13 protein-coding genes are annotated in these 12805 nt (G+C 72.0%); 7 read left to right on the forward strand and 6 right to left on the reverse strand.

The annotated features are described in order from the left end of the window. Positions 1-13 precede the first annotated feature (13 nt). Positions 14-1129 (forward strand): AAA family ATPase, encoded by a 1116-nt coding sequence (locus tag ABZ911_RS18880; protein WP_358056794.1) that lies wholly within the window; start codon positions 14-16, stop codon positions 1127-1129. Then, positions 1126-3876 (forward strand): DUF5682 family protein, encoded by a 2751-nt coding sequence (locus tag ABZ911_RS18885; RefSeq protein WP_358056796.1) that lies wholly within the window; start codon positions 1126-1128, stop codon positions 3874-3876. Before ABZ911_RS18880 ends, ABZ911_RS18885 begins: the two co-directional genes overlap by 4 nt. On the opposite strand, the gene ABZ911_RS18890 is transcribed toward ABZ911_RS18885, so the two are convergent. Further along, the gene (locus tag ABZ911_RS18890; protein WP_358056798.1) at positions 3871-4824 is read right to left on the reverse strand and encodes a WYL domain-containing protein; all 954 of its coding nucleotides are present in this window, start codon (positions 4822-4824) and stop codon (positions 3871-3873) included. The two genes, ABZ911_RS18885 and ABZ911_RS18890, sit on opposite strands and share 6 nt — an antisense overlap. 54 nt (positions 4825-4878) lie before the next feature. On the opposite strand from ABZ911_RS18890, the gene ABZ911_RS18895 reads away from it, so the two are divergent. Next, on the forward strand, positions 4879-6012 hold the full coding sequence (locus ABZ911_RS18895; RefSeq protein ID WP_358056800.1) for an epoxide hydrolase family protein: 1134 nt from the start codon (positions 4879-4881) through the stop codon (positions 6010-6012). A 60-nt stretch (positions 6013-6072) separates the two neighbouring features. On the opposite strand, the gene ABZ911_RS18900 is transcribed toward ABZ911_RS18895, so the two are convergent. Beyond that, the gene (locus tag ABZ911_RS18900) at positions 6073-6219 is read right to left on the reverse strand and encodes a GPGG-motif small membrane protein (protein WP_358056802.1); all 147 of its coding nucleotides are present in this window, start codon (positions 6217-6219) and stop codon (positions 6073-6075) included. Between the two features lie 122 nt (positions 6220-6341). Here ABZ911_RS18900 and ABZ911_RS18905 point away from each other — a divergent pair, with 122 nt between their 5' ends. Continuing rightward, the gene (locus ABZ911_RS18905; RefSeq protein WP_358056804.1) at positions 6342-6740 is read left to right on the forward strand and encodes an ATP-binding protein; all 399 of its coding nucleotides are present in this window, start codon (positions 6342-6344) and stop codon (positions 6738-6740) included. Between the two features lie 4 nt (positions 6741-6744). Here the strand turns inward: ABZ911_RS18905 and ABZ911_RS18910 are convergent, their stop codons facing one another. Next, on the reverse strand, positions 6745-7599 hold the full coding sequence (locus ABZ911_RS18910) for an alpha/beta hydrolase (protein WP_358056806.1): 855 nt from the start codon (positions 7597-7599) through the stop codon (positions 6745-6747). Then, on the reverse strand, positions 7596-8192 hold the full coding sequence (locus ABZ911_RS18915) for a TetR/AcrR family transcriptional regulator C-terminal domain-containing protein (protein WP_358056808.1): 597 nt from the start codon (positions 8190-8192) through the stop codon (positions 7596-7598). The genes ABZ911_RS18910 and ABZ911_RS18915 overlap by 4 nt, the downstream gene beginning before the upstream one ends. A 96-nt stretch (positions 8193-8288) precedes the next feature. On the opposite strand from ABZ911_RS18915, the gene ABZ911_RS18920 reads away from it, so the two are divergent. Further along, positions 8289-9689: an amidase gene (locus ABZ911_RS18920; RefSeq protein WP_358056810.1), complete on the forward strand. Its 1401-nt coding sequence runs from the start codon at positions 8289-8291 to the stop codon at positions 9687-9689. Between the two features lie 81 nt (positions 9690-9770). Next, positions 9771-10415: a class I SAM-dependent methyltransferase gene (locus ABZ911_RS18925; RefSeq protein ID WP_358056812.1), complete on the forward strand. Its 645-nt coding sequence runs from the start codon at positions 9771-9773 to the stop codon at positions 10413-10415. Positions 10416-10427: 12 nt separating this feature from the next. Here the strand turns inward: ABZ911_RS18925 and ABZ911_RS18930 are convergent, their stop codons facing one another. Then, positions 10428-11288: a fatty acid desaturase gene (locus ABZ911_RS18930; RefSeq protein WP_358056814.1), complete on the reverse strand. Its 861-nt coding sequence runs from the start codon at positions 11286-11288 to the stop codon at positions 10428-10430. 211 nt (positions 11289-11499) lie between these two features. After that, a complete protein-coding gene (locus ABZ911_RS18935; RefSeq protein ID WP_358056816.1) occupies positions 11500-11922 on the reverse strand; it encodes an STAS domain-containing protein in 423 nt (140 codons plus the stop codon). Between the two features lie 181 nt (positions 11923-12103). Between ABZ911_RS18935 and ABZ911_RS18940 the strand changes: the two genes are divergently transcribed. After that, on the forward strand, positions 12104-12796 hold the full coding sequence (locus ABZ911_RS18940; protein WP_358056818.1) for a GAF and ANTAR domain-containing protein: 693 nt from the start codon (positions 12104-12106) through the stop codon (positions 12794-12796). The last annotated feature ends 9 nt before the right edge of the window (positions 12797-12805 follow it).

Raw genomic sequence — 12805 nt, forward strand, 5'->3', positions numbered from 1 at the left:
GAGAACCCCGAGAATGACCGACGAGATGCTGCGCGCCCCCGCCGAGGTCAAGTACGCCGAGGAGCTCGACTGGCTGGAGTCGATCGACGACGGCCACAAGCCGTTCTCCTGGCGGCTCAGCCCCAAGATGGTGCGCCTGTTCGTGCTCGGCTCCGAGCGCGCCGACGGCCTCGACCGCGAGGTCTCCCAGAAGTGGTTCGGCGACCGCAGCTTCGTCGAGCGCAGCATCGTGACCCTGGCCTCGGACCGGGGCCTGCTGCTCATCGGCGACCCCGGCACCGGCAAGAGCTGGCTGGCCGAACTGCTCTCGGCCGCCATCAGCCGCAACTCCACCCTGGTCGTCCAGGGTACGGCGGGCACCACCGAGGACCACATCAAGTACTCGTGGAACGTCTCCATGGTGATCGCCAAGGGCCAGTCCCGCGAGTCCATGATCCCCTCGCCGATCATGACGGCGATGGAGCAGGGCGTGATCGGCCGCTTCGAGGAGCTGACCCGCTCGACCAGCGACGTGCAGGACGCGCTGATCTCCATCCTGTCCGAGAAGTACGTCTCCATCCCCGAGCTCGACGACGACAACATCGTCTTCGCCCAGCCCGGCTTCTCCATCATCGCCACCGCCAACAGCCGCGACCGGGGCGTCAACGACCTGTCCTCCGCGCTGAAGCGGCGCTTCAACTTCATCCGCATCCCGGTCGTGACGAACAAGCGCAGCGAGGCGGAGATCGTCCGCTTCCGCACCACCGAGCTGCTGCGCCGCCACCAGATCGAGCTGGAGCTGCCGCCGACGCTGCTGGACATCCTGCTGCAGAGCTTCGCCGACCTGCGCGCCGCCGCCGCCTCGGCCACCAGCGACGACGAGAAGCTGGAGTCGGCGCTGTCCACGGCCGAGCAGATCGGCGTGCTGGAGGACGCCATCCTGCACAGCCAGTTCTTCGGCGACCGCACCCTGCGGGTCGAGACGCTGGCCGCCTCGCTGGTCGGCTCGCTGGCCCGGCGCAGCCCCGAGGACCTGGCCATCCTCAACAAGTACTGGCACGGCGTGATCGAGCCGCGCAGCAAGCAGGACGGCGGCCCCTGGACGGACTTCCTCGAAGGCGGCCGCCAGGCGATCGCCACGCTGTCATGAGCCCTTTCGGCGCCCTCCGGGAGCAGCTGCACGACGCCGCGACCGCGTTCGCCGAGGCTCCGGACGCCCTGGCCGGCATCCTGTCGGGCCTGGTCGACGACGTCGACCGGGCGCTGCGCGAGGAACTCGAGATCTTCCCGGTGTGCCACCACTCGCCGGCCTCGGCGCTGGCCATGGCGCGCCGCCTGCGCGAGAAGCAGCCCAAGGTCATCTACCTGGAGCTGTGCGAGGACCTGCGCCCGCTGCTGGACGAGCTGCGCAACTGCCGCCTGCCGGTGGCGCTGCAGGCGTTCGCCTCGGAGATCGACGGCTTCCCGCCGAAGTGGGCGCCGCTGAGCGTGGTGGCGCCCATCACCGAGGCGTCGGCCGAGTACCAGGCCATCGCCTACGCCCTCGACACCCCCGGTGTCGAGCTGGTGCTGGTGGACCGCTCGACCGACCACGTCTTCCAGTGGATGCCGCCGGAGCCGGCCGAGCCGGGCACGGCCGACGACCTGCACGGCGACGCCGTCGGGATCGAGATCGGCGACCTGCGCCCGCGCTTCGCCGAACTGGAGGAGCACCTGATCCACCACGGCAAGGTGCGGCACTGGTCGGAGTGGTGGGACCAGTACGTCGAGCAGCCGCTGGCGGGCGCCGACTACGAGACCTACCGCCAGGTCATGGTGCTGGTCGGCAGCCTGTTCCGGCGGCTGAGCCCGCCCGGGAGCAACCGGCTGGACCGCGACGAGGACCGTGAGCGGTACATGTGGACCCGGATGCGGGAGCACCTCGCCGAGTCCGGCGCCGACCCGTCCACCTGCCTGTACGTGTGCGGCGCTTTCCACGCGGCCAGCCGGGTCGAGCAGTTCGGCCTGGCGGCCGAGGCGCCCTTCGACATCAGCCCGAGAACGGCCACGAAGTGGCTGTACGGTCTCATTCCGTCCAGCCATTCCGCGATCGAGGCACAGTTCGGGCTGGCCTCCGGGTCGGTGTCGATCTCGGCGGCGACCTGGGACAAGGCGGTGAAGCGGAGCGGCGTGCCGCCGTACCAGCTTGACGGGCAGAAGGGGGCGCGTAAGCGGGCGAAGCGTGCGGCGGGGGCGGTCGCGGTCGCGCGGGAACCGGTCGCCGACCGGCTGTCCGGGTTCCTGGGGCAGCCGCCCGTGCTGGACGGCCTCGACGAGGCCGAGCTGCTGGACTGGTGCGTCGACATCGTCCGCCTGGCCCGCCGCAACGGCTACCTGGCGAGTACGGCGGACGCCATCGCGGTGTTCGAGACCTCCATCCTGCTCGCCGGGATGCGCAACCGGGCGCGGCCCACGCCCTACGACTTCCAGGACGCCGCGGTCACCTGCATCGAGAAGGACGTCGTGCCGGGCCGCCGCGACGTGCGCCGCCTGTGCGAGATCCTGCTCGGCGGCGACCGGGTCGGCGAGGTCGGCTACCACGCGCTGCCGCCGCTGGCCCAGGACGTGTACGACCGGCTGCAGCCGCTGGGCCTGGACCTGACCGGGCGCACCCAGAAGCGGGCCCTGCTGAACCTCGAAACGAACCCGGAGCTGGTGCCCTGCTCGCGGCTGCTGTGGATGCTGCGCCACCTGCTGCCCGACGGCGCGGTCCGGCCCATCATGGGCACCCGCAGGCTGGGCGAGCGGTCCATCCAGGAGAGCTGGGACCTGGCGATCGGCAAGCACCAGCGCTCCATCATCGAGCTGGGCTACGAGGGCGTCACCGTCGAGCAGGTGCTGGAGCAGCGGCTGCGCCGGTCGGTCTGGGAGCCGAAGGCGACCGCCGCCGTGGCGCTCGCGGCCGTCGAGGACGCCACCCTCTATTTGGGCAGCCGTCGGCTCGTCGACGAGCTCGGCAACCGGGCGGTGGAGCTGCTGGCCGCCGAGCGCACCGTGGACGACGCCCCCGAGGTGCTGCGCCGCATCCGGCGGCTGCTGGCCTACTACCGCACCAACGAGCCGGAGCTGCCGGCCTGGTGCGAGGCGTTCGTGACCGTCGGGTACGCCCACTACTGCACGCTGCTGCCGTCCGCGTTCGTGGACGAGGACACCGGGGTTCGCCAGGTGGCCGCCATGCTCGGCTTCCTGTTCAGCATGGAGAGCCTGGCGCTGGCCCTGGGCTGTGACCGCGCCCAACTGGAGATCGCCGTACGGCAGTCGCATCCGGAGACGCCCGCCAAGGTGGCGCTGCTGTGGACGGCACAGTTCCAGCTCAGCCTGCTGTCCATGGCCGAGCTGCGCGCCCGCTGCGACGAACTGCTGGACAACCCGCTGGTCGTCCCGGCGTTCCCGCAGTACCTGAGCGGGTTCGTGCAGGCGCTGGACACGGCTCCGGCGCTGTCGCCGTTCGTGGTCGAGGTGCTGTCCAAGGCGTTCGCCCGGCTGCCGGACTCGGTCCTGCTCCCCTGGCTGCCCAGGCTGATCGTCACCTTGCGCGACCAGGCCAAGGAACTGGTCCCCATCCTGGTCCGGGAGGCGGGCCGGACGTTCCCCGCCGCCCTGTCGGCCGTGGACAGGTGGGTCCCGCCGTGGTCGGTCCAGGAGGCGGCCCCGGCGACCGCCGTACCGGTGCGGGCGGGCCCGGCGTCCACCTTGCTGGCCGCCCATCCGGCGACCTGCGACGCGGTGGCCGCCCTGCTCGGCTGCGATCCCGGCTGGCAGCAGACCGCCCCGCTCACCGGCGGCGCGGCGACTGCCCTGCTGACCAGCCACCCGGAGACCACGCGGGCCGTCGCGGCGCTGCTCGTCAGGTCATGAGCCCGCCGCGTCGGCCAGGCGGGCGGCCAGCGTGCGGAGGTGTTCGACCAGCTCGGGTGGGGAGTGGGCGCTGAAGGGGACGCCGATCAGGGCGACCCAGAGGGCCAGTTCGTCCAGGGAGTTCGAGCCGCAGGTCAGCGTGCAGGTCCGCGCGTCCAGCGGCTCGATCGTCCCGGAGGACGGGGGCATCCGCTCGGCGACCGCGGCGGCGGGCGCGTGCATGGTGAAGCGCCCCTGGTAGCGATACGGCGCGCTGGAGATCTGCCGGGAAATGTACCCGGCCAGGTCGGTGTCTGGCAGCTCACGCGGGGTGAAGCGGGGCCCGTTGGGGGTGCGCAGGCGCAGGCGGTCGACGCGGTAGGTGCGCCAGTCCCGCCTGCCGGTGTCCCACCCGACGAGATACCAGCGCCGCCCCGAATACACCAGCCGGTACGGCTCCGCCTCCCGCAGGCTCTCCTGCCCGTCATGCGCGCGATAGTCGAAGCGCAGCCCTTCGTGGTCCCGGCAGGCTGCGGCGATCGCGGACAGCACGCCCGGGTCCACGACGGGCCCGCCGCCGGGCATCGGCACGGTCATCGACTGCAGCGCGCTGACCCGGTGCCGGAGCCGGGAGGGCAGCACCTGCTCCAGCTTGGCCAGCGCCCGTACCGACGTCTCCTCGATCCCGGCCACGCTGCCCCCGGCGGCGGTCCGCAGCCCGACCGCGACCGCGACCGCCTCCTCGTCGTCGAGTAGCAGCGGCGGCAGCTCGGACCCGGCGCCGAGCCGGTATCCGGACACCCCCGCCGTGGCGTCCACCGGATAGCCGAGCTCCCGCAGCCGGTCCACATCCCGTCGCACAGTCCGGGTGGTGACGGCCAGTCGTTTGGCGAGCTCGGGCCCCGTCCAGTCCCGGCGCGTCTGCAGCAGCGACAGCAACCTGAGCAGCCTCGCCGAAGTCTCCAGCATGTCCCGTCCAACCTAGGACCGATCCTGTCCTAACCTGAACCTACTGTAGTCCTCATGAGCATCAGCCCCTTCCGTATCGCGATTCCGGACACCGACCTCGCCGACCTGCGCGAGCGCCTGGCCCGCACCCGCTGGCCGGACGAGCTGCCCGGCGTCGGCTGGTCCTACGGCGCCCCCGCGGCGTATATCAGGGAGCTGGCCGAGTATTGGCGCACCGGCTACGACTGGCGCGCCCAGGAGGCCGCGCTCAACGAGTTCCCGCAGTTCACCACCGAGATCGACGGCCAGAACGTGCACTTCCTGCACGTACGGTCCCCCGAACCCGACGCGCTGCCCCTGATCGTCACGCACGGCTGGCCCGGCTCCGTCGTCGAGTTCATGAAGATCATCGGCCCGCTCACCGACCCCCGCGCCCACGGCGGCGACCCCGCCCAGGCGTTCCACGTGGTGGCCCCGTCCATCCCGGGCTTCGGCTTCTCCGGCCCGACCGCCGAGACCGGCTGGGACATGAACAGGGTGGCCCGCGCCTGGGCCGTCCTGATGAGCCGCCTCGGCTACGACCGGTACGGCGCGCAGGGCGGCGACACCGGCGCGCTCATCTCCCCGGAACTGGCCCGGATCGATTCCGGCCACGTGATCGGCGTCCACATCAACGGCGATCTCGGCTTCCCCACAGGCGACCCCGCCGAGTTCGACGGACTGTCCGAGGCCGAGCAGGAGCGGATGGCCCGGTACCAGGACGGGGAGGGCCGCGGCTACGCGATCATCCAGGCGACCCGTCCGCAGACCGTCGCCTTCGGGCTGCACGACTCACCGGCCGGGCAACTGGCGTGGATCGCGGAGAAGTTCAAGGAGTGGACCGACCCGGCCCACGAACTGCCGGAGCAGGCGGTCGACCGCGACCAGTTGCTGACGAACGTGAGCGTCTACTGGCTGACCGGCACCGCCGCCTCGTCGGCGCGGTTGTACAAGGAGAGCTCGGCGGCCTGGGGACAGCCGCCTCTGCCGTCCAAGGTGCCGCACGGGGTGGCCGTCTTCCCGGGTGATCTGGGCGTCAGGCGAATCGCCGAGCGCGAGCACGAGGTCGTGCACTGGTCGGAGTTCGACCGCGGCGGGCACTTCGCCGCCATGGAGACGCCCGACCTGCTCGTGGACGACATCAGGCGGTTCTTCACGATGGTCCGCTGAGCCCCTGGGCACGGCGACGTGCCGGCTCCCTGACCAAGGGAGTCCGGCAGCGTCGCAGGGTCAGCCGAAGATGCTCACCCCACCAGGGCCGATCAGCAGACCGACCACGATCAGGACGATCCCCCACAGGATGTCTCGTCGGGCGATTAGGACGTACACGCCGGCGATGACGCATACCACCGCCAGGATCCAGAGCAAAGTAGCCATGACCAGGGACTGCCCTGCAAAAAAGCGAAATAACATCCTGCTCGGGCAACGGGTCTGAGGAGTGAACCTCCATCCCTCGCGGGTATGCGTAAAACTACTGGGGGGAGAGAGGTGAGGCCGTCGTGGGGGACGCCGACGAGGGGCCGATCAGGCAGTGGCCGATCACCGATGATCTGACCGCACTGCGCGAGCACGTGACCGAGTGCGCGGAGAAGGCCGGGCTGTCGCGGGCGCGGGTGATCGACCTGGTTCTGGCGGCCAACGAGGCGGCCATCAACGTCCTGGAGCACGGGGGCGGCACGGGCACGCTGACCGTCAGGCAGGAGCCGGACGCCGTGGTCGTGGAGATCACCGACCACGCCGGACGCCTGACCGCCCAGCACGCGGGCCACGGCCCGCCGCCGAACTCGGCCGGCCGCGGATTCGGCCTGTGGCTGATGCACCGCCTCTGCGACGATTTCACCATCCGCCAGACCCCGGGCCGCTCCCAGGTACGGCTCCGCATGACCTACGCCCCGTGACCTCTCACCTCAGCTCCCGCAGGAGCGGGCTCGCGTCCGTGATCAGGAACAGGTGTCCGGCGCCGGGCAGTGCGCGCAGCTCGGAGCCGCCGATCCGCGCGTGCGCCCATCGCGCGATCTCGATCGGCACGTTGCCGTCCGCCTCGCCGTGGATGAACACGGTGGGCACCGAGACCGAGCTCAGCGGGTCGGGAAGCGGACGGGAGTAGGCCGCGAGGTCGGTCACGGCCGCGTTCATCCCCTGGCGCCGGGCCTCGGCGGCGTCCAGGGCGGAGTAGGCCACGACCTCCGGGTCGTTCATCACCAGTTGGTCGGCCTCCGGCCAGGCGCTGAGGTTCGCCTTGCGGGTGCTCTTGAAGATCCCGGTGCCGGCGAGCATCGACCGGGCGACCGCCGGAGCCCAGCGGACGGCCCGGTCCACCCAGGTCACCACGGGAATCCGGCGGGCGTAGGCCGCCCGCGGCGCTCCGGGAACCGCCGCGCAGGCCAGGATCAGCTTCGTCACCCGCCCGGGATGGGCCTGTGCCGCGGCCAGGGCGTATCCGCCGCCGCCGGAGATCGCCACGAGCGGCACCCGCTCGGCGCCGAGGTGCTCCAGGAGGGTCAGGAAGTCGGCGTTCCAGCGGTGGAAGCCGCGGCCGGGCACCGGATCGGTCTCTCCGTACCCCGGGCGGTCCGGGAAGACCAGGTGCACGCCCGCCTTCGTGGCGGCCTCGTGCAGGGGAATGCCCTGCAGGCGGCTTCCGGGGACGCCGTGCAGCACGATGGCGGGCGCGGCGGTGGGGTCTCCGTACGAGCAGTAGGCGATCCGGCGGCCCTGCGGCGTGGTCAGGTGAACGGTTTCGGCCCGGAAGGTCATCGTCGGTCCTCGTGCGGTGCGGTGGTGGCGGCGGCGATGCCGCCGATGACGAAGCCGAGGCCGACGGCGAAACGGCGGTCGTAGTCGTGGTGGTCGGCGAACACCGACGCGGCCCGGCGCTCGGGCGGGAGCGCGAACAGCTCCAGCTCGCCGCGGCCGAGGCGAACCGCCACGTGGCCGGTGACGAAGTCGTGCACGGCGCCGTAGGCGTACGCGGCGGCCTCCTCGTCCAGGCCGGCCGAGCGCAGCGCCGCGACCACCCGGTGCGCGACGTCGTCCGCGCCGGGCCCGACGAGGGGGGCCCGGCGGTGCGCCTCCAGCACGACGGGATGCCGCATGAGCAGGTCGCGGAGGGAGCGCGCGAAGGTCTCGACCACGTCGCGCCAGTCGTCCGGCCACTCCACGGACTGGGTGACCTCGCCCACGATCCGGGACACCAGGGCGTGCTGGAGCGCCTCGATGCCGCCGGTGGTGCGGTGGATCGCCATGGGGGACACGCCGAGGCGGTCGGCGAGCACGCGGAAGGTCACGGCGTCCAGGCCGCGGTCGTCGGCGATCTCGATCGCGGCGGCGAGGACCGCGTCGACTGTCACCGCCCTTGGCCGCCCCCTCTTCGGCGGGCTTGCCTTCTCGGCTACCATCCCCTCACTATATCTATACGCGTAACGAAATAGCAGCCGGAGAGCCCGTTGACCGAGATCCACCACCTCACGGCCCTGGAACTGGTCGCCGCCTACGAACGCGGTGAGACCGCCCCCACCGAGGTCGTCGACCACCTGCTGGCCCGCGTCGAGACCGGGGACCGGGTGGGCGCGTTCACCACCGTGTCCGCCGCTCGCGCCCGCGCCGCCGCCGCGGCAGCGGAGCGCACCCTGCGCTCGACGGCCCGCGCCGAGCTGCCCCGCCTGTACGGCGTGCCCACCGCGATCAAGGACCTGGAGGCCACCGCGGGCATCCGTACCACGATGGGCTCGGCGCTGTACCGCGACTGGGTCCCCGACTACAACGACGAGATCGTCGACATCATCAACGAAGCCGGGCTGATCAGCCTCGGCAAGACCACGGTGCCCGAGTTCGGGGCCGGTTGCTACACCGAGCCCGAGGTGGCCGCGCCGGCGCGCAGCCCGTTCGACCTCACCCGCAGCGCGGCCGGCAGCAGCGGCGGAGCCGCGGCCGCGGTTGGCGCGCTGTTCGTGCCGATCGCCCAGGGCAGCGACAGCGCCGGATCGCTGCGCTCGCCCGCGAGCGCCTGCGGGGTGGTCGGGCTGAAGCCCAGCCGCGGACTCGTCACAGCGGGTCCGAACGGCAGCGACGGCATGGGCCTGTCCGTCCGGGGGCCGCTCGCGCGAAGCGTGCGCGACACCGCGGCGTTCCTCGACGTGCTGGCCTCCCGTACCGGCGTCGGCACCGTGCACCCGCCCCGCGTGGACAGCTACGAGCGCGCCTGCGACGCCCCCGTGCCCCGGCTCCGCGTGGCCCTCGCCCAGGGGTCGATCTCGGGCGGACCCGTGGATCCCCAGGTCGCCGAGGCCGCCGAACTCGCGGCCAAGACGCTGGCCGGGCTCGGCCACGAGGTCTTCGCCCGGGAGCAGGCGGTCGACGAGGCGTTCGCGGAGAACTTCACGACGATGTTCAGCGCGCTGGCCGGAGCCAAGCCCGTGGACGGAGACGAGTCGGCCCTGCGGCCGATCGTCCGCTACCTCCGGGAGGGCTCGCGGCGGCGCACCGCGGGCGACCTCGCCGCGTCGATCGGCATCGTGCAGGCCCGCGCCCGCGCGTGGACTCTCGAGTACGCCGACGCGGATATCGTGATCACCCCCACGGTGACCACCCCGCCGACGTTCGTCGGCCAGTTGCGCGACGACGCTGACCCCGCCGCGGAGCTGGCTGCGATGGCCGCGTTCACCGGCAACACGGTCATCGGCAACGCCACCGGGTTCCCAGCCATCAGTCTCCCGCTGGGCTGGACCGCCGAGGGCCTGCCGCTCGGCGTCTCCCTCACCGCCGGCTGGGGCCGCGACGACCTCCTCCTCGCCGTCTCCGCGACCCTCGAAGAGGCCCTGCCCTGGGCCCATCGCTACCGCGACTAGACCACGCGACCAGAGATCATCGCACCACCCCGGGTCGCGGCCGGTCCGCCGCCAGAGCAGCGCGGGCTATTGTGCTTCGCTATGACTGAGCTGACCTACCCGCGCACCACCCAAGTGGCCTATGACGCCGTCGCCGGCCTCTACGCCGAGCTCTTTCGCACCGCGCTTGAGGGGGCGCCGCTGGACCGCGCGATGCTGGCCGTGTTCGCCGAACTCGTGCGGGCCGCCGATGTCGGGCCGGTCGCCGATCTCGGGTGCGGCCCCGGCCATGTGACCGCCCACCTGCACTCTCTCGGACTGACCGCCTTCGGCGTCGACCTGTCGTCGGAGATGATCGCCCTGGCCCGTGGCGCGTACCCGGACCTGCGGTTCGACGAGGGCTCGATGACCGCGCTGGGCCTGACGGACGGCGCGCTCGGCGGCATCCTCGCCTGGTACTCCGTCATCCACACCCCGGCGGAGCAACTGCCGGCGATGTTCGCCGAGTTCCACCGGATGCTGGCCCCGGGCGGCCACCTGCTGCTCGGCTTCTTCGCCGGAGACGAACTCCTCCCGCAGGCGTTCGACCACAAGGTGACGCTCGCCTACCGGTGGTCGCCCGACCGGCTGGCCGAACTGCTGAACCAGGCCGGGTTCGTCGTGGACGCCCGGCTGGTGCGCGAGCCCGCAGGGACCGAGAGGTTCCAGCAGGGCCGCCTCCTGGCCCGCAAACCAGGGGAGTCGTAACCCGTCGGACGGTTACGGCTGAACGCGACGGCGTTCGAGGCGGTCCGAGTCCGGCCAGTGCACGCCGGTGGCCCAGCCCAGCCGCTCGAAGACGCGGATGAGCGCGGCGGACACGTCGAGCTGCCGCCGGTCCACGCCGTGCCGGGCGCAACTGGGCTCGCTGTGGTGGCCGTTATGCCAGCTCTCGCCGAACGACAGCAGCGCCAGCGGCCACAGGTTGGTGGAGCGGTCGTGCCTACGGGTGGTGAACGGCCGGTTCCCGACGACGTGGCACAGGGAGTTTACGCTCCAGGTCACGTGCTGCAGCAGGGCCGCCCGGACCAGGCCGGCCCAGAGGAAGGCGGTCAGCCCGCCGTACAGAGTGCCGCTGATCGCCCACCCGGCCAGGAAGGGCGCGGCCAGTGACGCGGCGCACAGGAGCGGGAAGGCGCGTGAGATGCGGCGCATCGCGGGGTCGGCGAGCAGGTCGGGAGCGTAGCGGTCGGCCGGGGTGCGGTCGGCCATGAACAGCCAGCCCAGATGGGCGTGGGCCAGCCCGCGTAGCTGTCCGCCCAGGCTGGAGCCGTACCGGTAGGGGGAGTGCGGGTCTCCGGGGCGGTCGGTGAAGGCGTGGTGGCGGCGGTGTACGGCCACCCAGTCGATGAGGTTGCCCTGGAAGCCCATCGACCCGGCGATCGCCAGCGCCACCCGCAGCGCGGGATGCGCCGCGAAGGAGCCGTGGGTGAACAGCCGGTGGTAGCCGACGGTCACGCCGAGGCCGGTCAGGACGTAGAAGAGGACGGCCAGCCCCAGGTCGGTGGCCGTAAGGCCGTTCCCCCAGGCCAGCCAGAGCCCGGCCGCGAGCGCGGCGAACGGCACGACCACGATCGCCATGGTCACCCCTGCTTGGGTCCTCCCGACCGGTTCGTGTTCCCCGGCTTCGGGAAAGGGGGACCCTCCGTCGTACTCTTTCAGGAGTCCGGTCATGGGCCCTCTCGTCTCATCGCACGACTCGTCCGAGCGCAGGCCACCTGGTCGGTCTCCTCGTCCCCTCAGTCAACGTGACGGGCGAGCGCGCGGAAACAGCCGTTTCGAGCAAGCCTCATCACTGATGGCGATCGCGCATCCGGTGCTGCCGAGGCCCCCGAGCCGGTACGGCAGGCCGCGCGATCCGCTCGGCCGGGCCGCTGCCGTACATCGTGAAGGTGTGGTCCAGCCCGGTGAGGCGTAGCAGAGTGGCGGTTTGGGCGGGCGGGGCGGTCAGGCCCATGGGGATGCCCATGACCCTGGCGCGGCGCTGGACGCCGACGAGGACCGCCAGTCCTGAGGTGTCGCAGAACGAGACGCCCGAAAGGTCGCAGACGAGCATGCTCGGGTCGCTGCGCAGCGCGTGCAGCAGGCGCTCGCGCATGGCGTTGCTGGTGAAGATGTCGATCTCGCCGCGCAGGTGGACGACGGTGGCGGAGGTGGGAACGGGCCTCGACGCGGCGTGGTGGGGTGTGCGGCCAAGGAGATTCTTCGGCGTCATGATGGACGAACCTGTCTCGGCCACGGCGGGCCGAAGGTGTGTATCGCCTCGGGCGACGCCGACCTGGATGTCAACGCACGAAATAACCTCGGTACACCCCACCCTACCCTCCCCACCTGTATTCGGGTCTTGGGCGGAGGACAGGGCATAGGCTCGCCCCCTGCCAGGGAAGTGGTGACCGATGGACAGCCGGCGGCCGGCGGCACGGGTGTGGGCGGCGATCGACGACCGTTCCCGCGCCGAGGGTGAGCCGATCTCCCTGCGGCTGGTCTGCGCGGTGTGCGCCGACGTCCTGCGGGCCGATGGGGTCGCGGTGGCGCTGACCAGTGAGCGTGTCGCCTACGAGCCGGTGGGCGCGAGCGACGCGCGCATCGGCATCCTGTCGGAGCTGCAGGTCACGCTCGGGGAAGGGCCGGGCCTGCAGGCGCTGGCCGACGGCCGGCCCGTGCTGGTCCCCGACCTGGCCGCCGCCGACACCCAGCGGCGCTGGCCGCTGTTCGCCCCCGCCGCGGTGGACGCGGGAGCGGCGGCGATCTTCGCGTTCCCGCTGCTGCTGGGGGCGATCTCCGTCGGCGTGCTGGAGGCCGGGCGCGAGACGCCAGGATGGTTGACGGACCGGGAACTGGGCGACGCGCTGGTGTTCACGGACGCCGCGCTGCTGGTGCAGGTCCAGGGACTGGATGAGAGGGGAGGCCGGGGCGGTGAGGTGGAACGCTGGGCCGAGGTCCACCAGGCCACCGGCATCGTCGCGGTACAGACCGGGACGAACCTCACCGAGGCTCTGCTACGGCTGCGCGCCCACGCCTATGCCAGCGACCGCCGCCTGATCGAGGTGGCAAGCGACGTGGTCGCCCGGCGACTGCGGTTCCACTGACACTCGCAC

The sequence above is a fragment of the Nonomuraea sp. NPDC046570 genome, assembly GCF_040645915.1.
GTDB lineage: Bacteria > Actinomycetota > Actinomycetes > Streptosporangiales > Streptosporangiaceae > Nonomuraea.

What these genes read in the sequence shown, in the direction of transcription:
- ABZ911_RS18880 (WP_358056794.1), top strand. Translation starts at nt 14, where the DNA reads ATGACCGACGAGATGCTGCGCGCCCCCGCCGAGGTCAAGTACGCCGAG.
- ABZ911_RS18885 (WP_358056796.1), top strand. Translation starts at nt 1,126, where the DNA reads ATGAGCCCTTTCGGCGCCCTCCGGGAGCAGCTGCACGACGCCGCGACC.
- ABZ911_RS18890 (WP_358056798.1), bottom strand. Translation starts at nt 4,824, where the DNA reads ATGCTGGAGACTTCGGCGAGGCTGCTCAGGTTGCTGTCGCTGCTGCAG.
- ABZ911_RS18895 (WP_358056800.1), top strand. Translation starts at nt 4,879, where the DNA reads ATGAGCATCAGCCCCTTCCGTATCGCGATTCCGGACACCGACCTCGCC.
- ABZ911_RS18900 (WP_358056802.1), bottom strand. Translation starts at nt 6,219, where the DNA reads ATGGCTACTTTGCTCTGGATCCTGGCGGTGGTATGCGTCATCGCCGGC.
- ABZ911_RS18910 (WP_358056806.1), bottom strand. Translation starts at nt 7,599, where the DNA reads ATGACCTTCCGGGCCGAAACCGTTCACCTGACCACGCCGCAGGGCCGC.
- ABZ911_RS18925 (WP_358056812.1), top strand. Translation starts at nt 9,771, where the DNA reads ATGACTGAGCTGACCTACCCGCGCACCACCCAAGTGGCCTATGACGCC.
- ABZ911_RS18930 (WP_358056814.1), bottom strand. Translation starts at nt 11,288, where the DNA reads ATGGCGATCGTGGTCGTGCCGTTCGCCGCGCTCGCGGCCGGGCTCTGG.
- ABZ911_RS18935 (WP_358056816.1), bottom strand. Translation starts at nt 11,922, where the DNA reads ATGACGCCGAAGAATCTCCTTGGCCGCACACCCCACCACGCCGCGTCG.
- ABZ911_RS18940 (WP_358056818.1), top strand. Translation starts at nt 12,104, where the DNA reads ATGGACAGCCGGCGGCCGGCGGCACGGGTGTGGGCGGCGATCGACGAC.